General features: G+C 40.7%; 28 protein-coding genes. 13 read left to right on the top strand and 15 right to left on the bottom strand.

Annotated features, from left to right (window positions below):
- Positions 1-43: 43 nt before the first annotated feature.
- The 5 genes from VB836_RS09475 (at position 44) to VB836_RS09455 (ending at position 4,567) form a co-directional block, all read left to right on the top strand.
- Positions 44-493, top strand: coding sequence for an ArsI/CadI family heavy metal resistance metalloenzyme (locus tag VB836_RS09475; protein WP_323219134.1), 450 nt, complete (start codon positions 44-46; stop codon positions 491-493).
- 24 nt (positions 494-517) lie between these two features.
- Complete coding sequence (gene arsH, locus VB836_RS09470; protein WP_046280967.1) at positions 518-1,129, top strand: arsenical resistance protein ArsH; 612 nt, start codon at positions 518-520, stop codon at positions 1,127-1,129.
- Between the two features lie 10 nt (positions 1,130-1,139).
- A complete protein-coding gene (locus VB836_RS09465) occupies positions 1,140-1,595 on the top strand; it encodes a phosphatase domain-containing putative toxin (RefSeq protein ID WP_323219133.1) in 456 nt (151 codons plus the stop codon).
- 36 nt (positions 1,596-1,631) lie between these two features.
- A complete protein-coding gene (gene arsC, locus VB836_RS09460; protein ID WP_046280965.1) occupies positions 1,632-2,024 on the top strand; it encodes an arsenate reductase, glutathione/glutaredoxin type in 393 nt (130 codons plus the stop codon).
- A gap of 1,061 nt (positions 2,025-3,085) precedes the next feature.
- Positions 3,086-4,567 carry a cytochrome P450 gene (locus VB836_RS09455; RefSeq protein WP_046280964.1) on the top strand — a complete coding sequence of 494 codons (1,482 nt, stop codon included), beginning with the start codon at positions 3,086-3,088 and terminating at the stop codon, positions 4,565-4,567.
- Between the two features lie 151 nt (positions 4,568-4,718).
- On the opposite strand, the gene VB836_RS09450 is transcribed toward VB836_RS09455, so the two are convergent.
- Complete coding sequence (locus tag VB836_RS09450; protein ID WP_323219132.1) at positions 4,719-5,591, bottom strand: YihY/virulence factor BrkB family protein; 873 nt, start codon at positions 5,589-5,591, stop codon at positions 4,719-4,721.
- Positions 5,592-5,629: 38 nt separating this feature from the next.
- A complete protein-coding gene (locus VB836_RS09445) occupies positions 5,630-6,844 on the bottom strand; it encodes a 2,3-bisphosphoglycerate-independent phosphoglycerate mutase (protein WP_323219130.1) in 1,215 nt (404 codons plus the stop codon).
- Positions 6,845-7,528: 684 nt separating this feature from the next.
- On the opposite strand from VB836_RS09445, the gene VB836_RS09440 reads away from it, so the two are divergent.
- The 3 genes from VB836_RS09440 (at position 7,529) to VB836_RS09430 (ending at position 8,983) form a co-directional block, all read left to right on the top strand.
- Entirely contained in the window at positions 7,529-7,837 is a 309-nt protein-coding gene (locus tag VB836_RS09440) for a hypothetical protein (protein WP_323219129.1), read from the top strand.
- A 158-nt stretch (positions 7,838-7,995) separates the two neighbouring features.
- A complete protein-coding gene (locus tag VB836_RS09435) occupies positions 7,996-8,544 on the top strand; it encodes a DUF3611 family protein (RefSeq protein ID WP_323219127.1) in 549 nt (182 codons plus the stop codon).
- A gap of 220 nt (positions 8,545-8,764) precedes the next feature.
- A complete protein-coding gene (locus VB836_RS09430; RefSeq protein ID WP_323219126.1) occupies positions 8,765-8,983 on the top strand; it encodes a hypothetical protein in 219 nt (72 codons plus the stop codon).
- Between the two features lie 130 nt (positions 8,984-9,113).
- Here the strand turns inward: VB836_RS09430 and VB836_RS09425 are convergent, their stop codons facing one another.
- From VB836_RS09425 to psb35, 3 genes are all read right to left on the bottom strand, one after another.
- Positions 9,114-9,296: a CsbD family protein gene (locus VB836_RS09425; RefSeq protein ID WP_323219125.1), complete on the bottom strand. Its 183-nt coding sequence runs from the start codon at positions 9,294-9,296 to the stop codon at positions 9,114-9,116.
- Between the two features lie 242 nt (positions 9,297-9,538).
- The gene (locus tag VB836_RS09420; RefSeq protein WP_323219124.1) at positions 9,539-9,856 is read right to left on the bottom strand and encodes a hypothetical protein; all 318 of its coding nucleotides are present in this window, start codon (positions 9,854-9,856) and stop codon (positions 9,539-9,541) included.
- A 118-nt stretch (positions 9,857-9,974) separates the two neighbouring features.
- Positions 9,975-10,169, bottom strand: a complete 195-nt coding sequence (gene psb35 / locus VB836_RS09415; RefSeq protein WP_407659613.1) for a photosystem II assembly protein Psb35 — start codon at positions 10,167-10,169, stop codon at positions 9,975-9,977.
- Between the two features lie 250 nt (positions 10,170-10,419).
- Between psb35 and VB836_RS09410 the strand changes: the two genes are divergently transcribed.
- Positions 10,420-10,692: a GlsB/YeaQ/YmgE family stress response membrane protein gene (locus VB836_RS09410; protein WP_323219122.1), complete on the top strand. Its 273-nt coding sequence runs from the start codon at positions 10,420-10,422 to the stop codon at positions 10,690-10,692.
- A 178-nt stretch (positions 10,693-10,870) separates the two neighbouring features.
- Here the strand turns inward: VB836_RS09410 and VB836_RS09405 are convergent, their stop codons facing one another.
- The 4 genes from VB836_RS09405 to VB836_RS09390 all read right to left on the bottom strand — a co-directional run bounded on the left by VB836_RS09405 (position 10,871) and on the right by VB836_RS09390 (position 14,383).
- Positions 10,871-12,187 carry a hypothetical protein gene (locus VB836_RS09405; protein WP_323219121.1) on the bottom strand — a complete coding sequence of 439 codons (1,317 nt, stop codon included), beginning with the start codon at positions 12,185-12,187 and terminating at the stop codon, positions 10,871-10,873.
- 167 nt (positions 12,188-12,354) lie between these two features.
- Positions 12,355-12,549 (bottom strand): hypothetical protein, encoded by a 195-nt coding sequence (locus VB836_RS09400; RefSeq protein WP_323219120.1) that lies wholly within the window; start codon positions 12,547-12,549, stop codon positions 12,355-12,357.
- A gap of 210 nt (positions 12,550-12,759) precedes the next feature.
- Positions 12,760-13,215 (bottom strand): BON domain-containing protein, encoded by a 456-nt coding sequence (locus tag VB836_RS09395; protein ID WP_323219119.1) that lies wholly within the window; start codon positions 13,213-13,215, stop codon positions 12,760-12,762.
- A gap of 40 nt (positions 13,216-13,255) precedes the next feature.
- The gene (locus VB836_RS09390; protein ID WP_323219118.1) at positions 13,256-14,383 is read right to left on the bottom strand and encodes a general stress protein; all 1,128 of its coding nucleotides are present in this window, start codon (positions 14,381-14,383) and stop codon (positions 13,256-13,258) included.
- Positions 14,384-14,609: 226 nt separating this feature from the next.
- On the opposite strand from VB836_RS09390, the gene VB836_RS09385 reads away from it, so the two are divergent.
- From VB836_RS09385 to VB836_RS09370, 4 genes are all read left to right on the top strand, one after another.
- The gene (locus VB836_RS09385; RefSeq protein ID WP_323219117.1) at positions 14,610-15,434 is read left to right on the top strand and encodes a DUF2382 domain-containing protein; all 825 of its coding nucleotides are present in this window, start codon (positions 14,610-14,612) and stop codon (positions 15,432-15,434) included.
- A 163-nt stretch (positions 15,435-15,597) separates the two neighbouring features.
- Positions 15,598-16,413: a DUF2382 domain-containing protein gene (locus VB836_RS09380; protein WP_323219116.1), complete on the top strand. Its 816-nt coding sequence runs from the start codon at positions 15,598-15,600 to the stop codon at positions 16,411-16,413.
- Between the two features lie 45 nt (positions 16,414-16,458).
- Positions 16,459-17,244, top strand: coding sequence for a DUF1206 domain-containing protein (locus VB836_RS09375; RefSeq protein WP_323219115.1), 786 nt, complete (start codon positions 16,459-16,461; stop codon positions 17,242-17,244).
- A 54-nt stretch (positions 17,245-17,298) separates the two neighbouring features.
- On the top strand, positions 17,299-18,378 hold the full coding sequence (locus tag VB836_RS09370) for a DUF3616 domain-containing protein (protein ID WP_323219114.1): 1,080 nt from the start codon (positions 17,299-17,301) through the stop codon (positions 18,376-18,378).
- Between the two features lie 46 nt (positions 18,379-18,424).
- On the opposite strand, the gene VB836_RS09365 is transcribed toward VB836_RS09370, so the two are convergent.
- The 6 genes from VB836_RS09365 to VB836_RS09340 form a co-directional block, all read right to left on the bottom strand.
- Positions 18,425-19,690 (bottom strand): M16 family metallopeptidase, encoded by a 1,266-nt coding sequence (locus VB836_RS09365; protein ID WP_046281721.1) that lies wholly within the window; start codon positions 19,688-19,690, stop codon positions 18,425-18,427.
- 233 nt (positions 19,691-19,923) lie between these two features.
- Positions 19,924-21,501, bottom strand: coding sequence for an SdrD B-like domain-containing protein (locus VB836_RS09360; RefSeq protein WP_323219113.1), 1,578 nt, complete (start codon positions 21,499-21,501; stop codon positions 19,924-19,926).
- Between the two features lie 443 nt (positions 21,502-21,944).
- Entirely contained in the window at positions 21,945-22,451 is a 507-nt protein-coding gene (locus VB836_RS09355; RefSeq protein WP_046281723.1) for an NAD(P)H-quinone oxidoreductase subunit J, read from the bottom strand.
- Positions 22,444-23,169 carry a photosynthetic/respiratory NAD(P)H-quinone oxidoreductase subunit K gene (gene ndhK / locus VB836_RS09350; RefSeq protein WP_323219112.1) on the bottom strand — a complete coding sequence of 242 codons (726 nt, stop codon included), beginning with the start codon at positions 23,167-23,169 and terminating at the stop codon, positions 22,444-22,446. The genes VB836_RS09355 and ndhK overlap by 8 nt, the downstream gene beginning before the upstream one ends.
- Before the next feature lie 23 nt (positions 23,170-23,192).
- Positions 23,193-23,555, bottom strand: a complete 363-nt coding sequence (gene ndhC, locus VB836_RS09345; RefSeq protein WP_046281725.1) for a photosynthetic/respiratory NAD(P)H-quinone oxidoreductase subunit C — start codon at positions 23,553-23,555, stop codon at positions 23,193-23,195.
- 68 nt (positions 23,556-23,623) lie between these two features.
- Positions 23,624-23,967, bottom strand: a 344-nt coding sequence (locus VB836_RS09340; RefSeq protein WP_323219111.1) for a zinc ribbon domain-containing protein, incomplete at its 5' end; no start/stop codon positions are given.

The raw sequence follows: 23,967 nt of genomic DNA, 5'->3' as shown, positions 1-23,967 counted from the left end.
TGAATTCTGACTTCTGAATTCTTCTTTAAATTAGAGGTGAATTATGTCTGTCTTTCAAACTCATGTCGCATTAATTGTCACTAACTTAGAACAGTCAGTTAGCTTTTATCAGACTTTATTTGGAGTTGAACCTGTCAAATATAAGGCTGATTATGCTAAGTTTGATGTGACCAATCCTCCGCTCAATCTAACGCTGAATTTAGCCGAAGAAATTCAACCGGGTGGAACGTTATCTCACTTAGGAATTCAAGTTGACAGTTCAGAAACCGTACAAGCGGCGATTCAACGATTTCAACAGGCAAAACTGGCAACGTTTGAAGAACACAATACCGACTGTTGTTATGCCATTCAAGATAAAGTTTGGGTGACTGACCCAGATGGAAATCGTTGGGAAATCTTTGTTGTCAAAGTTGCAGATACAACCCCAGAAGAGAATTTATTCACGACCCGCTCAGAAGCTGCTGAAACGGTTAAATCTTCTTGCTGTAAATAGTCATCAATCCTCACGTTAACACCGATGGAAAAATTCGATCATCCCCCCAGAATTCTCTTTTTGTATGGTTCCTTGCGAGAACGCTCTTATAGTCGTTTTTTAGCAGAAGAAGCCGCGAAAATTATTACAGAAATGGGAGCTGAAGTTAAGTTTTTTCACCCCCATGACTTACCACTGCGGGGGAGGGTTGAAGAATCTCATCCTCTCGTTCAAGAACTTCGAGAACTGAGTCAATGGTCTGAAGGTCAAGTCTGGTCATCTCCCGAAATGCACGGTAATATTACTGGGATTCTCAAGAATCAAATTGACTGGATTCCATTAGAAATTGGTGCCGTTCGACCCACTCAAGGAAAAACATTAGCTGTGATGCAAGTGAGTGGAGGTTCCCAATCTTTTAACGCTGTAAATACCATGCGAATTTTGGGTCGATGGATGCGAATGTTTACCATTCCTAATCAATCTTCTGTGGCGAAAGCCTATCAAGAATTTAACGAAGATGGAACGATGAAAGATTCACCCTATCGCGATCGCGTTGTTGATGTCATGGAGGAACTTTATAAGTTCACGTTACTGTTGCGAGATCAGGTTGATTATCTGACTGATCGTTACAGCGAACGCAAAGAAAAATCGAACTAATTCTCACAAGATGGAACAGCAACTTAATCAGCCAATTACCGAAAATTTGTGGTGGGTAATTCCCGGAAAACTCGCTGGAGTTCGGAAACCAACCGCAGAGGAGTTATCAGAACTTCAAGCCGCAGGAATTAACGCTATTATTTCGGTGATGGATGACCCATCAAACCTAGACCTTTATCAACAGGCAAATATCCCTTATTTGTGGGTTCCTGTGACTGGAGGAACCGCTCCAACTGAGGAACAAATTAAAGAATTACAGGCGTTTATTAACAGTCAAAATTCTTTGGGGAATGCTGTTGCAGTTCATTGTACCAGTGGTAGACGCCGAACGGGTACTGTTTTAGCTGCTTATTTAATTGGTTCTGGTTCATCTTCTAATGATGCAATTCAAACAATTTTGCAGGCAAACCCAGAAGTTGAATTACGAGAAGCTCAAATTGATTTTCTGCAAAAACTAGCACAATAATTCGGTCAATTTTAGACAAAATAGGGAGTAATTCTGATGAAGCGAGTCATGTTTGTTTGCAAGAAAAATTCTTCTCGTTCTCAAATGGCGGAAGGATTTGCTAAAAAATTAGGTGAGGGAAAAATTGCTGTAACCAGTTCAGGTTTAGAAGCCAGCGAAGTAAATCCTCATGCAATTAAGGCAATGTCAGAAGTAGGAATTGATATTAGCGATCAAACTTCTAACGCCTTAAGTGAATTTAACTCGGAAGATTATGATGCGGTGATTTCTTTGTGTGGTTGTGGGGTGAATTTACCGCCTGAATGGGTAACAAGAGAAGTGTTTGAAGATTGGCAACTTGATGACCCTGCCGAACAACCGGAAATCTTTCCCCGTGTACGAGAAGAAGTCAAGGAAAGAGTTGAAAAATTAATTGAAAAATTGAGTTGATTTTGCCTGTATTTGTGACAGTGTAGGTTGGGTTGCGAAACCCAACTTATTTAAGTCTTCAATGAATTGAACTTCTCGGAAAATACATCGTCTAAAAATAGAGATCATCATCTAAACTTTATCCAGAACAATAATCTGTTATTGCAGAGTTGATAGAGTGCAAATCAAAAATGGGGATCAGAAACGCAAGCCAACCCGATCCCCTGGAACTATGCGTATGAAGCTAAACTTACTTTATCTTTTTTTATCTCGCTAAAGTTCTGTCTTAGGGAGGTTTTATTAGAATTAGATTTATTCTATCTGTTCTTTTCCCTCAATAACAATCTCTTTGAAATCCTTAGAGGGGAGGGGTTTGAGCAAATTATAGCAGGTCGCGCTGGCTTGTTTACAAGGGTCAAGCCTTGAATGTTACCACCAAGACACAAAGACACAAAGAAGTTGTAAACATTAACCTGCTCATTGCTATAAATCACTTGATGTTTTCAGCATCATACTTTTTCAAACAAAATCATACAAACTCAAGAAAGTTCACGGTAATTTTCCCAACCCATGACTGAGAAGATGGATATGAGCTAATCAGGGTTTCATCCAGACAGATAACTGACTTCAGAATTCAGTTTGAGAAATCTAGAACAGAACAATACTTATACAGGTAATTGCTTCTGTCTAATGCGGATTTAAAATCAAGTAATCAACCCAACTCCTAAAGTTGATTTGGATGAAACGTCATTGAATCAGGATGAGCTAGAGTTATATGATAAGTACCCAGGAGTAGGGGTACTTTTTTGTTGATGTTATCGGGGTTTTGTATTAAACACTTGCCACATGATAAAAACGGTAATCCCCAGATATCCAAACACGAAGACCCAATCCAAAATTCCGCTCTCCGATAAATAGCCTAGATTTTGCATAGGGAGACAAATTTTAGTAAACGTTAGAGCCAAGCTTTTAGTATTCTACAATCATTAGGAACATTCAGAATAAAACTTTTGCAATTTATAGATCTTTATGTTAATTTGAACAGATATAAAAGCAAATTTAGAGATCGGGGAGAAAGAAAGATGACTGCGATCGCCAATCAAAACACCTGGACAATTCCAGGCCCCAGTTCCTTACCCTTACTCGGGCGTACAATTAATACGATCAGCTTCGCCAAAGACTCAATTGCCTACAGTAATGAACTGTTCAAAACCTATGGTAAAGTTGCTTCTTTAGTGGCGGGAGGGGGAACAAATCTTTATTCTCCTGCTTCTGACTGTCCGGGTAGTGTTATTGCTTACGGGCCGGAAATTGTTCGTCAAGTTGCCACTGAAAGTCATATTTATCATAAAGCACCTTTATCGGGAACACTTTATCGTTACAAAGATGTTTCAGAACGAACTAAACCCTTAAAAAATTATGGTGTTGGACTATTTGGAGTCAATGACGAGACTCACTTGCAGCAACGAAAATTAATGATGCCAGCTTTTCATCATCAACAACTTCGTTCTTATCGAAATGATATGGTTGACATCACGCAGTCGGAACTCGAACAAATCAAGGTGAATGAGCCTTGTGAAATTAACCAATTGATGAAAATCTTAACGTTAAGAATTGCCACTAAAAGTTTATTTGGCGAAGATGTTACCGAAAAAGATCGCAGTGCAGGAAGTTTACTGCAAGAGATTATTAATTTTCAAATCAACCCTCTAACAAAACTTTTACCCCTGGATTTACCCGGCTTGAGTTTTCATCGCTATCTCAATTACTTGAGCCTATTTGAAACGCAAATGAAAGGGATTATAGCTGAAAAAAAAGCCAAAGCAACTCCCGACCCAGATGTACTTTCAATGTTAATCAAAGCCCGTTATGAAGATACGGGTCATCCTTTAACAGAAGATGAATTAATCGCTCATACCGGAGTTATTTTTCTCGCCGGACACGAAACCACAGCCAACGCTCTAACTTGGACTTTATTATTGCTTTCCCAACATCCTCAAGTCTGTGCAGATCTTCTGGATGAACTCGAAAATACCCTGCATGGCAACTCCCCAACAGTCGAACAATTACAGCAATTACCTTTATTAGAAAGAGTAATTAAGGAAAGTTTGCGAGTAATCACTTCTGTTCCCTGGAATGGACGGGTGACTTCCCAGACCACGGAATTAGGAGGTTATATCCTCCCCAAAGGAACCGAGGTTTTTGTCAGTATTTATCACACCCATCATATGCCCGAAATTTATCCCGCTCCGGAAGCTTTTAATCCCCAACGGTGGGAGAATCTTAATCCTTCCATCTATGAATATAATCCGTTTAGTGCAGGCCCCCGTTTATGTTTGGGTGCGGCTTTTGCGATGATGGAAATTAAAATCGTTTTGGCGATGTTATTGCAACGTTTCCGATGGGAATATCTTCCAGTGCAAAAAATAGATCGCGGCGGTTTTATTTCCATTAAACCCAAATTTGGAATGCAAATGAAAGTCTGTCCACAAGATCGGGAATTTATGCGGGGAGTTGGCAGTGTAGAAGGGAACGTTAGAGAAATGGTGAAGTTACCTTCATAGAATCTTTTCAAGAATAAATTTTACATTTATAGATCGAGTGTTGCTCTGAAAATCCCTAATTTCAACTGTTTAACTTTTGGTCTTTTCTGGGCTTCACTCCATCTATTTTTATACAAAAATTCCTTGATAACAAACGGTTTTTTCTCGTAAATTAAACTCGGATCGCGTGTTCATCGGGAACAATTCGAGAGCCATATTTTCTCGCATAAACTTGAGTAAATTCTGCGCCAAAAAATAGAATTTGAGCGGAGTAGTAAACCCAGGCCAAAATAATCACCAGAGAACCCGCAGCGCCATAGGTTGAACCAAAGCTGCCCCGTCCGAGATAGAGTCCGAGGGCAAATTTCCCAATCGTAAATAAGAAAGCCGTAATCAGCGAACCAATCCAAACGTCACTCCACTGAATTTTAGCATCGGGTAAGAACTTAAACATTAAGGCAAATAACAGAGTAATCACCCCAAAAGAAACCACAAAGTTGAGAATTTGCCACAAGAAATCTGCACCGGGAATTAGACCACTCAAATAATTACTCATCGCTGAAATAGCAGCACTGAGAATTAGAGAAACTAATAGTAAAAATCCAATTCCGAGAACCGCAGAAAATGATAAAATGCGCTTTCTAATAAATCCGGCAATACCGTTTTTAGGCTGGGCTTTCACATTCCAGATGGCATTGAGAGATTCCTGCAAATGAAGAAATACTCCAGACGCACCCATCAACAGAAAAATAATGCTAAAAATTGAAGCAATACTACTAATTTGAGGTTGATCTGCATTTTGAATTGCTTCTTCTATAACCGTTGCACCCTGTTTTCCGACTAACCCTTGAATTTGACCAACAATTTCACCCCGAGCCGCTTCTTCTCCAAAAATAGCTCCGGCGATCGCAATCACAATAATTAATAACGGTGCCAATGAAAAAACAGTGTAATAAGCCAAAGCAGCCGCCAAACTAGAAGACTTATCCTCTTGCCATTCTTTAAATGTTTCTTTTAGTAGCCGAAAAATTTTCTTAAATCCCATAAAATGACTCCAAATAACTAATAAAAAATATACCAAAATTAAGCCCCGAATTTTCGCAATCGTTGAGCATGAGCCAATGCCAATCCGATTAAATGAACACCGGGTCTTGTTCCCAACGCACCGTGCAAACAAGCATATTCATCGAACGTCGCCACCTCATCAATTCTTGCTGTTTTTGCTCGCATCATTACGGGAACCGGATGCCAACTATGACAGCCCAGAATTGCAGGTGTAGAATGATCCGCACTGACGACTAATACATCGGGATTTAATTGAGTAACAATCGGCATCAATTGATCGACTTCTTCAATCACCTGAACTTTAGCATCAAAGTCTTCATCTTCGCCGCGACTATCAGAATGTTTAACATGAAGAAAATAGAAATTATAATCATCACCGTAGCAAGATTCTAACACTTGAAAGCGTTGTTTCATGCCACCCGGACGCGGTAAAACGTCCATTCCCACCAAACGACTCACCCCTCGATACATGGGATAATCAGCGATACAAACCCCATTTAAGCCAAAACGATCGCTTAAAGACGGAAAAGGAACATAACGATCAAATCCTCGCATTAAAATGCTATTCGCAGGTTGTTCATCCGCGAGAACTTGATTAACTTGGGCGATAAAAGACCTCACTAACTCGGCTGTTACTTCCGATTCTTCTGACGACGGTTTAGGATCTTTTGGCGAAATTCCCGTCACTTGAGGGTCGGTATCTTCCAACTGACCATCTAATTCTTTTCCTCGTAATACAAACACCGCTCGATGTTGACTAACGGTTTCAAAAAAATATTCACCCTCAAAATCTAGGGTAACTTTTTCGTTAATTTTTTTACATAAACGACGGTTCAAATCAGTGTCAATGCGACCTGCACGACGGTCTGAAACGTTTCCTTGTTCATCAACAGTTGCGAAGTTAACCCGTGCGGCAACATCTCCCGGTTGTAGGTCAAATTCAATCCCCAAAGCCGATAAAATTCCCCGACCCACATCATAAATCAGAGGGTCGTAACCAAACAAACTTAAATGACCCGGGCCGCTTCCGGGTGTAATTCCCGGGCCGACAATTTCTAACAATCCACAACTCGACTGTTGAGCAATTTGATCGAGGTTGGGAGTGTGAGCAATTTGCAGTTCAGTGCCGCCTTTTTCGGGGTGAGGAAGCCCTCCAACCCCATCGATAATAATATATATAATTTTGCCGCCTCGTTCCCAGGCGAGTTCTTCCCAAACGGTTGTAATATCCATGATGATCGTTCCCTCTACTGTCTGATTAATCCATCTAATTTCAGATGATTTAACTGAGGCAATGCTCGCCTTACCGTTGGATTTAGGGTCAAACTTTCCGATTTTACACCAATATCTTTAAGATATATAAATATAGATCAAATTTCCTCTAACCTAAGACGGATTAATCACTGCAATCGGACAGAAATTACCATCAGGAGGTGCAGTCAGTGGCCCGTGACCAGTTAACAATTACCCCTGTTTGCCGTTAATTTGCCAAAAATTTAGTGGGGAAATTCTAAACTTGTACACTATTGCTCGGAGCAACGTTGACTGTTTTGCAAACTTCAGCCTGAGATTGTCAAATCTAAAGAGTTGTTTTGATCAAGGTGAATATTGTTTAGAATTTTCATAATTTTTAGAATGATTTAATCTGATTTGGGTCAGTCTGGTATTTTCCTTTGCTAAAATAACAAACTTTGAGACTCTGGGTATTTTTGGGGACGGTTCTCAATGGAGTTGAAGGACTCTATTTTTGATGACAATGCCCTTTAACGCTAAACTTATGACCTATGGGAGATAAAACTTAGAGGAGATTCTAACTATATTAGAAGTGGGGCAAATTTTTAAAATATAGTTTTTTAAAACCTACATTTTCAACTAAAATGGCGTTCAATCCAAAAACCAAACAGGAGGTTATAACAAGTGATAGTACCGAGTTATCTAAAACAAGTTCAGATGGGATCACCCGGAGGAGGAAGAAGCAAAGAGAAGCCAAAAGATGTTAAACTCTCTGAAGAACAAATCGCTCAAATCACACAAGACAAGGAAATTAAGGCAGCTCTAGGCCGTCCAATTAAGCGCATCATTCGAGATGAACAAGGTCAAATTATTCTCGATGTTGGTGATTTGATTACTCATCAAGCTGTCTTCAGAGCAAGACAGGCAGGTGTATTAGATGTGTTGCTCAGTTCAGTTTATCGCCGACAATCTCAACCCTCGTTAAAATCCTAGAAGCTGAAAGATGCAGTGAATATCCTCATGTATTGCTGAATATAAACAGGATTTTGAGAAAAGTTTCATCAGCTTTATAGTTGGATTTTGTTGAAAATTGAGGCTAAATAATGTCAGCTTTATCAAACGTTTTAAAAACCCAATAGCAAAATTTCAAGATGAATAGTTCGTCCGTTTCTACCACATTAAAGAAGAAAGCATTGAACCTACGTTTGACTGGATGGAGTTGCTTCTGGCTACAACTCGTGGGAGTTTTGGTTTCGGGAATTTCTTTGTTATTTGTAATTACAGGTCGTCAGGTTTCCGCACAAACGAATCCAGCAATGGGAGGGGGAATATTTTTGGCAGTCTGTGGAATTTTAGCAGCCGGAGCGAGTATTGTTTTGTCATTTTGGTATACGCGAGTTGGTCAACGTTTGCGAAAAGCTGACTCCACTAAACCCCCTCCTAAATCAGATTTAATTCGACTGATAAATCTCGGATTAATCATCGGTTTAGGGGGAATTTTTGTGACTTTAATCGGTTCCGGTTTAACAGCCGCCGTGTTAGTTGCTAAAACTATTTCCCAACCTCCAGGAACGACGCTAACCGATGCCAGCGAAGCGGTGCGAGCGCTGGATGTTTTGATTCTCGTTGCTAATTTGAATGGTGTTGCGGCTCACTTTATTGGGACTGTGACCTCAATCTGGTTGAAGTATCGACTCTAAGAACTGAGTGCCAGGTTAGTCTGTGCATTCAGATTCATTAGTCATTTAAACACTAGAAATAAAAATTTTGTATTTGCTAGGGGTATAAGGCTTGCGCCCCTAAACCTATATTAAAAAAGTTCATTAATTTATTTCATTAGCAAGAGGTCAACCTATTAAAATTATCGTTAATCTAGAGATCAATCAGATGTTATTTGTCAGATCAAAGGATAATTTGAACATGATTATGAATAATCAACAACCATCAGATCGCGATCGCGCAATAGATTCTGATGTAGATCCCGGTGTTGACCCTGCTGTTGAACTTGAAGAGTATTTTAAATCAGAAGATCCCAATGAGTTACAACCCAACTCAGAAAAACGGACTACAGACTTGGGAAACCGTCAAATTTTAATCGCTCACGAACCGGGTGGATCTGTTGATGCAGATTTTTCCTAGTTTTATTCAATAGAATCCCTTGCAAAAACCCGATCTCTTGGAGAAATCGGGTTTTTATATTCTAAAAAAAAAGAGGTTCATCTGAACCTCATAGTAACTAGAAACTAAACCTCAACAAATTTAGATTTTATTAGTCAACTGCTTTCTTTACTTTATCTTTGGCATTTTCAACAGTGTGTTGAGCTTGAGCTTGTCCTTGCTTCATTTTACCTTCAGCTTGATCCTCGGGATCGCCCGTTACTTTACCCATAGCTTCTTGAGCTTTCCCTTCGATATTTTTAGCTGTTGCTTTTGCTTTATCTTCAGTAGACATGATTAAATATCTCCTATTCTTGAACAATTTTTAGAGCGTTTTTAATCTCTATATTTATAATTTAAACAAAAATTGATATAAACTAATCCGTCAAAAGACTGATTTTGATAACAATATTTTTACAGCTTAATATTTTTGAAAATTTATATCTAAAAAACTCCCGCTATTGAAGTTTGCAAGATTGGGCAAACCTTTGCGGGAGATAAAGCTCCTATCTATCTTTTTTGGAGATAAAGCCTAGATTAGATCACACCCTGACCTTTTTGACCGTGTTTTTGAACCTCTTTTAACTCTTCCACTCGTTCTTGTTTTTCAGCTTCCTCTTCTTCCCGTAAATCTCCAGGTGTATTAACGTACATTTCAGGTTCAATGGCGTAATTATTCATTAACCCTTCTTGATCAACGGTGTAGCCTTTAGTCGTATCAATTCCGCCTTCTTTTTCAGGCAACTTTTTATATTGATCACCCTCTCTATCCTGACGAGCGCCAACTTCAGCAGGTTGAATGTTACGATCATAATGACCTTCATCGCCACCCGTTTTCTTATGAGTATCTGCCATAATATCCTCCTTATTAAAAGAGATAAAGTACAAGTGAAAGCTAAATCGTTTAAAATGAGTTATAGCATGATCTAGCTTATTTAAAAACATTCAAAATGCTAGGAATTTTAGTGATCTATTAACCTAGACCGGGATCTTCTGACTTATCCACATTGGGAACAAAATCAGGACGTTCTTTATCTTCCCAACCCGGAGGTCGTTTAGAATTGTACCAGGCAATAGAACCAATTGAAGTGGCTGCAAGAAAGCCAACAACTCCTACAACTACGGCTGAAACTGGAAAATGAGGAGCGGCATCTATGCCAGCATTCATCAGTAAATTCATCTCTTTTATTCCTGTTCATTGGGAACTTCATTAGACTTAAATATAGAATTAAATGAGACGTTAAATCATCTCTCTGAGTGATGAGCTTGTGAATAAAAAGCTATTTCTCCAGATAGAGAATTATTAACACTTCCTCTTTCTATGGACTCTAAATATGTTCCTTCTATTGGTAGAAGACGCTCTACTGCTGAAAGCGATAGGATAAGAACATCAAGAAAAAAATTTGAGGAAAAAAATTATGGGTATTTTAGCTTGGTTAGCTTTGGGTTTGATTGCAGGTGCGCTTGCAAAACTAATTTACCCGGGTAATCAAGGAGGCGGTATTTTTGCCACATTAGGACTAGGAATCTTAGGTGCATTGGTTGGTGGTTATCTGGGTAAAACTTTATTGGGAAGTAGCGGTGCCGCCGCCGCCTCAGCCGGAGCATTAACAATTCCAAGTATTATCTTTGCAGTATTAGGTGCAATGCTTTTGATCTTTATCTGGGGATTAGTTGCAAGACACGCCTAAACTGAACTAAATACAAAAATTAAACTAAACTCTTTTTTTTCAGAGTTTGACTGTATGAACAAGGTGCATAGGGACAGGTAAGACAGTAGAACGATTCTTGAGCGGAGCTGTAATAGGCTCTGTTTTTTATGATGAGCAAACAGAATTCTATTACAACTCCTCTATAAATCACCATTCCTTAAGCTTCTTGAAAACCCTTGCCTTTCTTTTTCTTCTTACTACTTTTAGATTTGGACTGTACCTGAGCAACGGCTTCCTCAAATAACTGATGCAGATGTTGAGGAACACTCGCAATTTCTGGAAGTTGAGGTTCTAGAGATTTATTGTATTGTTTGAGCATCGGTTCAAAATCTCGTTCTAAGTTAAAATCGGGACGTTCTAATACTGCTTTTAAGAGAGTTTCTAGTTGAGTTGGATATTCTTCTTTCAGTTGTTGCCAAATAAAAGTATTAATCTCTTTATCTTCTAAATACTTTCGCACCAATTTATCAGAATTGGGTTGAGTAACCGGATCTTCTGCTTCAAGTACACTCACAAATTTAGGATAAGTTGGAACGAACATTTGACCCCAACGAGGATGAGAAAAAGCCATGACTTGTTCCGCCCGTTTGATTTCATCGGGAAGTTGTACTTTGGGAAAAAGCATCGGAGAGTCATTATTTCCTAACACTTGTTCAACTGATTTCTCATCGACACCCGCTTCTGTGGCTGAAGCTTTGATTTCAGTCTCATCGACTCCCGCTTCTTGAATAATCTGTTTGAGAGATTTTGAACTATCAATTCCTGCCGCTTCTAATTGTTTTTTGCTTAATCTTTCTTGCAATTCAGTAATTTTTTTGTTAAGCTGATATCCCGGTAATAAAATACGATCACTCCCCAAACAATCAACAAATTCTTGATGATATTTAAGCACAGACTCCCAGGCTTTTTCTAAAAGATCAGGTGCATCTCCATAGAGTTGATTTGGATAGTTATCCTTAAATTCACCAATAACAACAGCAAGTTTAGGTTTACCCAGTTTCCCTTTGGGAATACAAGCCCCAGAAAACATCCAGTTTCCATCCGGTAAAGGAGCAATACGACTCAGCAAAATATCACCCGGTTTCCATTTATCCATGTCTGACTGAGAAATTTCTGGACTCGGAAAAACAGTATAATATTTAGCTGTTAACCAGTTCATTAACTTGAAACTTTCGGGCTGAATCTCTATGATTTCAAATAAGCCTGTGAAGGTTTGCTGCCAATTTTTTAGCAGATCGCGATCGCTTGCAGTCAAGTCAGACTGACTCGCCAAGAATAGATCAATGGGAGTCTGATCCCTAACTTCGCCTGCATTTAAAAACATATCTACAACCAAGTTTTGCAGACGAATATCTTGACGATCTCGACTCCCATGAGTGGCGACATACTGTTCAAAGGCAACCGCTAAGTCTCCCTCTGCATCATAGACAAAATCAACTAACGCCTGTTTTAACTGGGCTGTTCGCTCTAACATTACGTTTATTTCGGTTTCCCTTTAGGATCGAGACTAATAGGATAACACGATACAAAGCAAATGGCTTCTGCTGAGAGATATAATTTTTAACTCTACCTTTGGGTAGAGTCCATTATTATTCGGACTCAGATACACTAACAGTGAGCAATTGTGCTTCAATCTAATGCTTAATTTCCCTGGCTTAATAGCCCTCCTATGATGCCTATCCCCAGCGTTAGAAGAACCAACGCCCAAATGATAAAGTCGGGAATAGCGGATAAAATACCTAAACCCCTTAAGACCACAATCACGGCGATAATAATCAGGGCAATTCCCATCGTAAATAAGACAATTTTTGTACCCGTTTTTGGAGAACGACTCATGGGAGATGTTGAAGTAAAATCAGTAATCGCTGTTAAACAGACTTCGTTCTGATTATACAAGCTAGTGACTCAAATTTTCCATCGACTCAATCAACTACCCGTTAATAAAACACCCAAGCCACCCCGATCAAGCCCGAAAATTGAGAAGGTTTCAAAACCCATCTTTTTTACATCAAAAGTTGCTCTTAACTGAGTTGAGTGAACCGCTTACTAAGATTCTATAGGTTCTACGACTTCGACCCTACTAATATCAACCGAATCAACCCCAAGAATTTCTTTGGATAACGGTTCAATCGTTTCATATGCTCGTTGAGTGGGTACGGTTCCAGCGATTATTACTGCACCATCTTCGGCTTGAACGGTTAGTTTACTTCCCTGAATATTCGCTTCTAATTTAGCACGAACTTCGCTTTCAAGATCCGAATCCGAACGTTCTTGTCGATCTCCAGACCAATTATTACGTTCTTCTCGCGCCCGAATATCTGAGTTTAATTGCGCTTGACGAATATTTTTATCCGCGTCTTGTTTTGTTTCTTCTATCATTCGGGGATTTTTAACTTCACCGTCGATAGAGGTGGGAGCGTCAGCACTGGTACGAGCAACATCACATCCAGCCGCACCTAATAAAACTAGGCTCCCAATCATTAAAGATGTTAACTTTTTCATGTTGTTTACTCCTATTTAATTTTTGAATAATATGAAGTTTTTACTGACGTTTTTCCGGGGATTTGTATTGAGCATCCCGTCGATCAATTACTACGATGACTTCTGGATTATCTGATAGTTTTTTACCCTCCATCGTTTGGCGATCCTCTTTTTTGAGATTCTCCAGTGAATTCACTCTTTCTTGACGTTGTTGATCGTATTCAACAGGATGTTGTGTCTCAACTCGTCGATTAGATTCAACAGGATTTTCTATCTCTAGTGGCTGCTCATATTCAACAGAGTTTTTAGCCTCGACGCGAGGGTTTACATTGGATCTTTCTTGACGTTTCATCATTTTGGGATCTCCTTGATGTACAACGTTTTGTTTGACTTCTGACGGAGTGGTAGTGACGGTTTGTTGACGTTGTTGATACTCAATCACTTCCGGTCTGCCATCGTATTCAATAGAGTTTTTTGTCTCAACACGAGGGGTAATAATTGTTCTTTCTTCTCGTTCGATCCGTTCAGAATGTTCTGGATGTCCGACTTTTCGTTGGATTTCGGGGGGAGTAATGATCGCTCTTTCTTGATCTTCAAAGGAAGAACTGGAAACCTCATCATCGATCATCGGTGTAACTTCGACTTGCAAAGCATCATAAACGTGCCATTGTTCCATTCCTTGATGGCGAAGGATGTCTTCTGCTTGATCAACCGTTCGGGGTGTTCCGGTTACGATGACAATATATTGATGTTGGGAGAGTCGATCATTATAAACTTTCGCCTGATCTTCAGGTATCCCTAAACCAATTAAAGCCCCGATAATTCCGCCGGATGTGCCACCTATCGCCGTTCCCGCTAAGGTTGTCGCCAACGCGGTTGCTTCGGCACCTGCTAATAAAATCGGCCCAATTCCGGGAATTGCCACCGCTCCCAAACCGACTAATAATCCAGTGATGATACCGAGCGTCCCTCCGGCGATCGCACCGGAAACCGCCCCTGTATCCGCGTGATTTCCTTGAGAATGAGTATAAACTTCAACTTCTGAGTCTCTATCGGAGTCCGGCGCAATCACAGAAACTTGTTTGAGATCAAAATTGCGATCGCGTAATTGATCCAGTGCTTGTTCTACCTGTCTCCGTGTTTGAAAAACTCCAACTCCTCGTTTGTAGTCTGTTGCTGCTCTTGTCATATTTTTACCCTCTTACTCTCTAATTTTCTCAATTTCAATAGCCCTTTCTTGAATCTTTAGAAAGGTTAAGATAATTTTTATCTTTGTTTTCTTAAGTATCTAAATTTTTCTCTATTTTTATCATCCATCCCCCGACATAGCTTTTAAATCTCCCGGTGGGGGGATTGATTACACTCGCTCATTTTCTAATATGGTAAGTGTAGTTGAAACAAAAACACAATAAATTATGACATTAGTAAGAATTAAAGAATACTATCCCAACTACGTGGATGAGTTGTTTAAAGGAAACGACTTCAAAGGTTATACCGTTTATGCGGGAACCAGTAACGAAAAAATCGGTTCAGTTGATGATGCTTTAGTTGATGAAGCAGGTCGAATTCGTTATTTTGTAATTGACACAGGTTTCTGGATTTTTGGTAAGAAGGTCTTATTACCTGTCGGTCGTTCTCGGATTGATTTTAATGATCGTAAGCTATATGCTTTGGGTTTAACCAGCAGAGAACAAGCTGAGGCTTTACCACAGTATGATGGCAATATGACTGTAGACTATGACTACGAAGAACGGGTTCGCCAAAGTTATCGCACTCGTCAACCTGTAGCGAATGGTAATGGTACTAACTACCGCGATGATAACGATCAAGAATTATTTGAGCTCAACGAGCGCGATCATGGTACACTCAAGCTCTATGAAGAACGCTTAATTGCGAATAAAGATCGTCATAAAGCGGGAGAAGTTGTTATCGGAAAAACCGTAGAAACAGAGAAAGCTCAGGCTTCTGTTCCGATTGAAAAAGAGCGTGTAGTTATTGAACGAACGACTCCTTCAAATGCCGGAGAAGTGGTAACACCGGGTACTGCGAATTTTAAAGAAGGTGAAGTCGCTCGTATGGATATTTACGAAGAAACCGCAGATATTCACAAGGAAGCTTATGTGCGTGAAGAAGTGAATGTCCGCAAAGAAGTTGATCGCGATATTGTAACGGCTGAAGAAACCCTCCGTCGTGAAGAATTGCGGGTTGATAAAGATGGAAAACCCGTTGTTAAACGATAAAACCGGGTTGATCAAAAGCCGTGATAGTTAGGTTGAGTTTGGGTCTTAGGTGGTTTTTCTGGTCTTAGATTATTTCTAACACCAGCCACCTAACGCCTCTATTCAATTTTAACTCAATAAAAACTTAATTTTTTAGCGAATCAACTTATATCAACATCATAATATGACTACTCAAGAGCGTTATCCTACTGTTTCTTCTCCTGATAATTCATTAAATCTTCAAGATGTTCAGACCTATTCGGTTGTCGATGAACAAGGAGAATTAATCGGTCAAGTCGAACGAGTATTAAAAAATGAGTCTGACCCAATTCAGATTCTTTTTTCTCTGCCTGGACAATCAAAGCCTTTGTTTAGAGTTCATCAAAAGTCGATCCTAAAAGTAGATTTAGATGATCATCGATTTTTTATCGAATTAACGGATAAAATGCGAGAAAAGTTGAATCAATATTCAGCTCATTTGATTGAAAATGTAACCGAAGAGAAAAAGATTGAATCGGTTGATGATTCAGAAAATGATGATAACGATGATCTTACTAATTGGGCAGATGAATCCTTTACAAAGACCCTAGATCATGAAACAATTCGTCTACTTTCTGAACGATTATCGGTGAAGCACGAACGGCGAAAAATTGGTGAAGTGATCGTTCGTAAAACAGTGGAAACTGAAATCGTTGAAGTTCCAGTTCGACGAGAAAAATTAATTGTAGAACAAGTTGGATCGCCTGGAAAACCCCTAGCTGAAATTGATTTATCACAAGGAAAAATAACGGGAGTTGAACTAGAATCAACCAAACTTAGACCTCATCAAGTCAGCGTTAAAGGGGAATTTGCTTCTTTAAAAGCAGCCAGTGATTTATTACAAACGATTGCTCTAGAAGATGATCATGGATGCGCTAAAGTGAGAGTTGAATTAGTTCTCGATAATCCCCAACATCAGCAACAGTATCAAGAACTCTTTGATCGCTGTACTAACTTCTAGTTACTGGTTTTTATAACTCTTTTTAATTGGTGGAGTAAATGAATCATGTGGGTGGAAAGATTAGCTCGTTTTGGATATGCAACAAAAGGAGCTGTTTATGGGTTGATTGGTTTATTAGCAGTCATGGCAGCCTTTGGTAATTCCAACGGAAAAACAACCGATATCAACGGTGCTTTCCGAACCATTGCTGCTCAACCTTTTGGACAAATTTTATTAATTTTAGTCGCAGTTGGTTTAGTAGGATATGTCATCTGGCGATTTGTAGAAGCCATCAAAGATCCTGAAAATAAAGGGACAGATGCTAAAGGAATTGCCACAAGGCTGGGTTATATTCTTAGTGGTTTAATCTATGCCAGTTTAGCCTTCAATGCCGCTTTATTAGCAATTGGATCGAGTATTGGTGGAGGTAATAGCCAACAAACTTGGACGGCTCGTGTACTCTCACAACCCTTTGGTCAGTGGTTAGTCGGAACTCTGGGTCTGCTTATTATGGGACTAGGTTTATATTTTATTTATCAAGCCTATCAGACGAAGTTTCAGAAGAAGTTGAATTTAGCAGAACTTGATTATAAACAAAAAAAATTAATTATAAACGTCTGTCGCTTTGGAATTGCCGCGAGAGGCGTTATTTTTATGATGTTAGGTTTCTTTTTAATTCAAGCCGCTCGACAATTTGATCCCAGTCAAGTTGAGGGACTCGAGGGAGCGTTACAAACCTTAGCACAGCAGCCCTATGGTAAAATTTTACTGGCAATAGTGGCTTTAGGTTTGGTTGCCTATGGAATTTATATGATTGTACAAGCTCGTTATTGTCAGTTTAAAACCACCTAAGCCAAAAATCGAGTAAGATCACAACATCAAAGACAACTGTGATTAATCAAGCCAATGTCAGAAGGTTTTTTACTGAGTCGAGTATTACTACGCTTTGAAAATGGTTCCGATGATTTAGTCGGTGAACTCTCAGCCGCAGTGATGACACCCGATGGTAGTTTGTGGGTGGGTTCTGATGAGTTGTTGGGAGTCGAGCGACTTTCCCCAGTTGAACCGTTGGTTTTTGGCAATCATCAGCATTTTCCTCTTTCGGATTTTCTTGAACTCCCCAATACTGAGGATGAAATTGATATCGAAGGTTTAGATTATTCTCAGGGTTACTTATGGGTGATGGGTTCTCACAGTACCAAACGCAAAAAACCCAAGGGAAAAGATCCCCAAAAAGATGTTGAGCGGTTATCTCAGGTGACATCGGAGGCGAATCGTTATTTAATTGCTCGTATTCCTGTTATTGATGGAAATTTGGTTAAGTCTTGTACGTTGAAAGATGATCCTGAGAAAAAACTGACAGCCGCTCGTTTAGAAACAACAAAAGAAGGTAATATTTTAGTTGAAAGTCTCAAAAAAGATCCTCATATTGGTGCCATTGTTTCCAGTGGTTTACCCTCAAAAGATAACGGACTTGATATTGAGGGGTTAGCCATTCATGGTGATCGGATTTTCTTAGGGTTAAGAGGGCCTGTTTTGCGAGGTTTAGCGATTATTTTAGAGATCGAAGTTGCCGAAAAAAAACCGGGTGTTCTCATGCTTAAACCGATGGAAAAAGAGGGAGAACTCTATCGAAAACATTTTATTGACTTGGATGGATTAGGAATTCGAGAACTTTATTTACATGATGGAGATTTAATTATTCTCGCCGGCCCCACAATGGATCTAAATGGGGCAATGCGAATCTTTCGCTTAAAAAATATTGAGAAGCGAACTGAAGAAATGATTTATTGGCAGGACTCCAAACATTTAGAAGTGATGTTTGATTTGCCGATTAAAGTAGGAGCCGATAACGCCGAAGGTATTGCTCATTTTCCCTGTTTAGGAGAATCTAATTCTATATTGATTATCTATGATGCTCCCGCTCCAGAAAGAAGGCTCAAAGCGAATGAATTGCTGGCGGATGTTTATCGTCTAGAGTCCTAACTTTAGAGAAGTGCCATGACCTGTCTGTGTGATTGAATCTGTATTTCTAACCCGGTAGAATCACCGTCACGGCATGGCAATCTAAACTTAAGTATTTTCGCGCTAGTTCTTGCAAATCATCAGGTTCAAAAGATTGAATTTCAGTGGGATAAATCATCGATAACTCGGGTTCGGCAACCGTAAAGTAATAGCCATACAAACCCGCTAACTGATCGGGTGTTTCTGTGGAAAAAGCGTAATCATTACAGAGTAAACGTTGACTCCGTTTCAGTTCGAGTTCAGAAATCGGTTCGCTTTGCAGTGAGGAAATACAATCACGAATTAGCGTTTCAACGGTTTCAATATGCTGTGTATCTAACAAAGCACTAATCGTCAGCAAGCTCGATTGTTGTTGCAAAGAAAAGTTACTCATCACATGATCAACCAGTTGCAATTCCTCCCGCAACATCCGCACTAAACGAGAAGTTCGTCCTTCGGCGAGGATCACCGAAAGCAAATCTAAGCCATAGGCCTCTCGCAACTGTTTGACATCCGGGCCAAGCCAAGCTAAAGTTAATCGGGCTTGTTCAGCATTTGGTAATTGCAGTTCCTGGCGACGAATTTCTCTAATTTTTGGTTCAGGCGTTAACCCGATACAAGGACAGTTTTGAGGAGAGGGAAAGGAATCAAAAGCCTGTTTGATCGCATTAATCGCCCGATTTTGTTTGACTCCCCCAACGATCACAACCGCCATATTGTCCGGTTGGTAATGACATTGATGAAAACAGCGCATTTCTTCTGGCGATCGCTGCATTAATTTCTCAGGAGTTCCCAGCACCGGACGCCCGTAGGGATGATGACTATAGATATTTTCCATTATCAACTGAAACTCAATGGAGTCTACATCATCTTGCGCTTGACGAATTTCTTCGAGGACTACATCCCGCTCTCGGATAAATTCATCATCAGGAATCTTCGCTTGTAAGAGCAATTCTCCCAAAGGGGTTAGGGTATCTTCGAGGTACTGCTCGGCGGTTGTGATGTAGAAGTGGGCGTAGTCGTGACTTGTAGCGGCATTCGTGACTCCCCCTCGACTTTCGATCACTTGGTCAAAGATTCCGGGAGCGATTTTGTCTGTCCCTTTAAAAATCATGTGTTCTAGGAAATGAGCCATACCTGACCAATGATCAGGCTCCTGCACAGCTCCAGCTCTAACCCAAACATCGACTACGACCACTGGAGTTGCAGAGATCTCCTGATGAATAATGGTTAATCCGTTGTCTAATCGAAAGATACTGGCAGGAAACTTTAAAGCCGTTTGCTGTTGATACAATTTGATTGAAGTTAAACTTAACTTAATTTTTTCCTAATTATTTCATAATATCGTTTTCTCTGTTGATGATCTGAGTATCTTGATACATTTTTTGATATAATGCTGAAAATCTACAAAAAAAATCACCCCAGAAAAGGATGAAGGTTGATCAAATTCACCTTGATCTTTCTAGGGATGACTCAATACAAAAAACTTAACGACTTCTCATTAAACCGTCGAGTTGTAAATCCGAATTAGACAACTGGGAATGTCGCGACTGTGGGAGTGAAGCCTCTGACGGGAATCAGAGCATCGGCGTCGATACCACCGCCCACTTGAGCAAATTGGTTTTCGGGCGGGAAGGGAACTACACCCGAAAGTCCGAAGGTTAATTGAGCAGCTTCGCCAGCACCTAGAGTGATCGCAGCAATTGGAGTGGTTAAGTTCCCCAGATCGTCTGTTGGCTCAACTCGAACGACATAGGTATCTTCGATCGCAGCAAGACCTGTGATCGGATCAATATTCGGTGTGGGTAGTAAATTGGTAAAGGCAAAGTTTCCGTTAAAGTCCGTTGTGGTGGTCGGTTCATCGTCCCCACGGACACCATCATCATCGAGATCAATAAACAGGGTCGCATCTGTGACCAGATCATCTGCTAGACCCGTCACTGGGTCAAAGTCAAGCAGGGAGTTGGCATTGCGGTCATTAAAGACGACACCGGCAATACTATTGGGCAGCAATAAAGACGATCCCGCAGGATTAAACACCAGTGTAGCGTTGACTTGCAGGCTCTCCCCTTGAACGAGTGTGAGGCCGATTTCCCCTGGAAACGCACCCACGGGAGGAACCGGAGAAGTAAACACATAACTACTTGAAGGCGTACCAAACTCTATCTCAAATGCGTTGGCAAACCGTTCAGGTTCAGTTCTGGCAATGTAGTTTGCAAAGGGGTTTTGGGGATCATCTTCTCCGTCAATCGCGGTATCTAAACCATCAATGATGTAAAACCCGTTATTATCTGTCGTAGCTGTTTCAATGTCATCGGTGTTCCGGTTAACGATTGTAACGTCTATATTCTCCTGTGGAGGTTCATTAGGATTGGGTATACCATCACCATTGAGATCACGGATTACACGACCGTAGACACTGTTCGGGTTAATCACCCCGATATCAAATTGATTGATACCAAAATTGACATTAGCAACAATTGAGTTATCGTCAATCGAGCTATCGTCATCGATTAACTCAAATCCACTCGGGAGATCAGCTCTCAGCAGATAGGAACCCGGGGGTAAGCCCTCAAAGATATAGAATCCAGCTTCGTTCGGGATTGCTGAGGGTTCGCTGAGTTCAAAGAAACCACTGTTGTTGAGGTCAATGTAGATAGCTGCGTTGGGAAACCCTTCCGCTAACGTGGGTTCACCCAATTCTCCAAACGGTTCGTAGATTCCATTTCTGTTGTTATCTATATAAACCGCACCGCTAAGAGTTGTGGTTGTTGGAACCGGATTGACAGGTGGGACGGGATTGACATTAAGGATGTTGACATCAATCCGTTCGTTTACATCGCCCGTTGTTGCTAGGGAGATGGGAACTCCTAGAGGTTCATTGAAGCCTGGGGGTGTAACCTGATCGAGAACAAAGGTTCCTGCGGGTAAATCAGCAAATGTGTATTCACCGTTGAAATCGGTCAGCCTGACCTGTTCGAGATCGGTGGGTAAACCATCCCCATTATCATCCAAAAATACAGTAACGTTGGGAAGACCTTCTCCCAAATCAAAAATAGCGTTACCGTTAAGATCCTGAAATACTGATCCTCGAATAGTACTCACAATTAAACTCCTCCACCAAAGTATTGTACGAAGACAAGTCCCGCAGGACTGTATAATGTTGCAACCTAAATGGTATCGTACATATGCGCTCTCTTGGCATCCTTTCCTCCCTGAAGGGAGAAGATTCCTAAACCTGACGATTTAGGTTCCTGCTTCAATGCAGATGCCCTCTAGACTTAGAAATCTTTCAGGTCTTACACTCGCTCCACAGGCTGACACCGCAAGCCCTGCGGCTAAAAATAACGAAGCTTAGGCTAGACATAAATGCTACCTAATCGTAGGCAACTATACCAGACTTTTCCGAAATCTGGCAATGCGTTTGGGCTGCCTCCATCCCAGCGTAGATTGCTTTTGCCTATTTTCTTTAGATTGTAATCAGCACTCCCTCAAATTGACAGGAGTGCCGTTTGTATTAATCAGTCATCAATCTGACCCGACAATCATTAATAGGCATCTTGCAACTCATGGAAATCAGGAGAGATATAGTCTTTTCGCAACGGCCAGCCCACCCAATCTTCTGGCATTAAAATTCGCTTCAGATTAGGATGACCTTCGTAAACGATACCGTACATATCATAAGACTCCCGTTCTTGGTAGTCGGCAGCCTTCCAAATCCAGTACACTGACGGAACCCTGGGATCATCTCTTGGAACGAATACCTTGACGCAAACTTCCTCGGGTTGTTCCACATCATCGTCAATTTTTACCAAATGATAGACACTGACGAGATCTTCGCCCGGGCCAAGGTCATAGGCACATTGACATCGTAGACAGTTAAATCCTTTGGCGTAGAGGGCTGTAGATAAGGGAATCAAGTAATCTCGACTGACCTTAATGATCTCTACTCCCGAGTGATTTCGTTCTAACGATTCATGTTCAAATCCATTTTGACTCAGCCATTGAGAAATTGGGCCAGCTTCAACAATTGCTGCTTCTTCCGTCTCAGCCACGCTGTTCCTCCTTGGTTTGTTCGATTAGCATTGCCGGGGGTACGGGCATTCCCATTGCTTCCGTTAATTGTTTGGGTGGAACTTGACGAGTTTGAGATTGTAAATATTGACCCGTCAAAATCGGTTCAACCACCTTCATCTGATGAGAACGGGTATAGTAGCGATGAGTTTGTTGGAGGTTTCCCCGTTCTTGTAGGGAATCATTGGCAATTTTCTTCCGCAGTTTGATGATCGCATCAATGATGGCTTCTGGACGAGGAGGACAACCGGGAATATAGACATCTACCGGGATTAATTTATCTACACCCCTCACCGCCGTCGTCGAGTCCATACTAAACATCCCGCCCGTAATGGTGCAAGCCCCCATTGCAATTACATACTTGGGTTCGGGCATTTGTTCGTACAACCGCACTAACACAGGGGCATATTTCATCGTGATGGTTCCGGCAGTGATCAACAGATCCGCTTGACGAGGACTCGAACGCGGCACCAAACCAAAGCGATCAAAGTCGAAGCGAGAACCAATTAAAGCAGCAAATTCGATAAAGCAGCAAGCCGTACCATATAGCAACGGCCACAAACTCGACAGTCTCGCCCAGTTGTACAAGTCATCAACGGTCGTTAAGACAACGTTTTCTGACAGTTCTTGAGTAACTTGGGGTCGCTCAATGGGATTAATGATTTTTCCGGTTTCCGGGGTAATACTCTGGCTTGTCATAATTTCTGTGTGATTCTAACGACTTAAGACCATTCCAACGCGCCTTTACGCCACGCATAAACTAAGGCAATCACAAGAATGGTGATAAAAATCAAAGCCTCGATAAACGCTAATAATCCCAACTTGTGGAAGGCTACAGCCCAGGGGTAAAGAAACACCGTCTCTACGTCAAAAATGACAAACACCAGGGCAAACATATAGTAGCGAATATTGAACTGAATCCAAGCCCCTCCGATGGGTTCACAACCCGACTCATAGGTGGTGCGTCGGGCGCCACTTCGGCTTTTGGGACGGACGAGCTTGGATGTACCAAGAGCGAGAACGGGAACTAGGCTACAGATAATCAGGAAGCCTAGAAAGTATTCATAGCCAGGAAGAACAAACACGATGGCTGATTGAGTGCAAGTGTACTATCAATTGTCTTTTACATTATATAGTTGCCGATACTTTTTTGCTAACTTTCATTAACAAATGCAAGATGTTGTTGCATCCAGGGTATATCTACCAAAGCACGAAGAAAAATACCTCGTGCGCCATTTATGTCTCTGTCCATCACACGACCATCTATTTTTGATTTGATTAACTTAGAACCACCCACGTTGACAATTTCTCCAGTCCAGCTAACTGTTTTACTGGTGTAGGCTTCACAGACATCAAGGACTAATTTACCAGTCTCAAAAGCTTTATGCTTAAGAAATTGTTGAAATCGATAGTGAGCAAATGACAGCATATTTCTGGCTGACTTTACTCTAATTTTGCGGGTAGCTTTTAAAGCCATCTGGGAAGTCTCAAATGTCG

Source organism: Limnoraphis robusta BA-68 BA1, from assembly GCF_034932365.1.
Classification (GTDB): domain Bacteria; phylum Cyanobacteriota; class Cyanobacteriia; order Cyanobacteriales; family Microcoleaceae; genus Capilliphycus; species Capilliphycus robustus.
The sequence above is the reverse complement of the archived record's forward strand: the minus strand, read 5'-3'. Positions and strand labels throughout refer to the sequence as shown.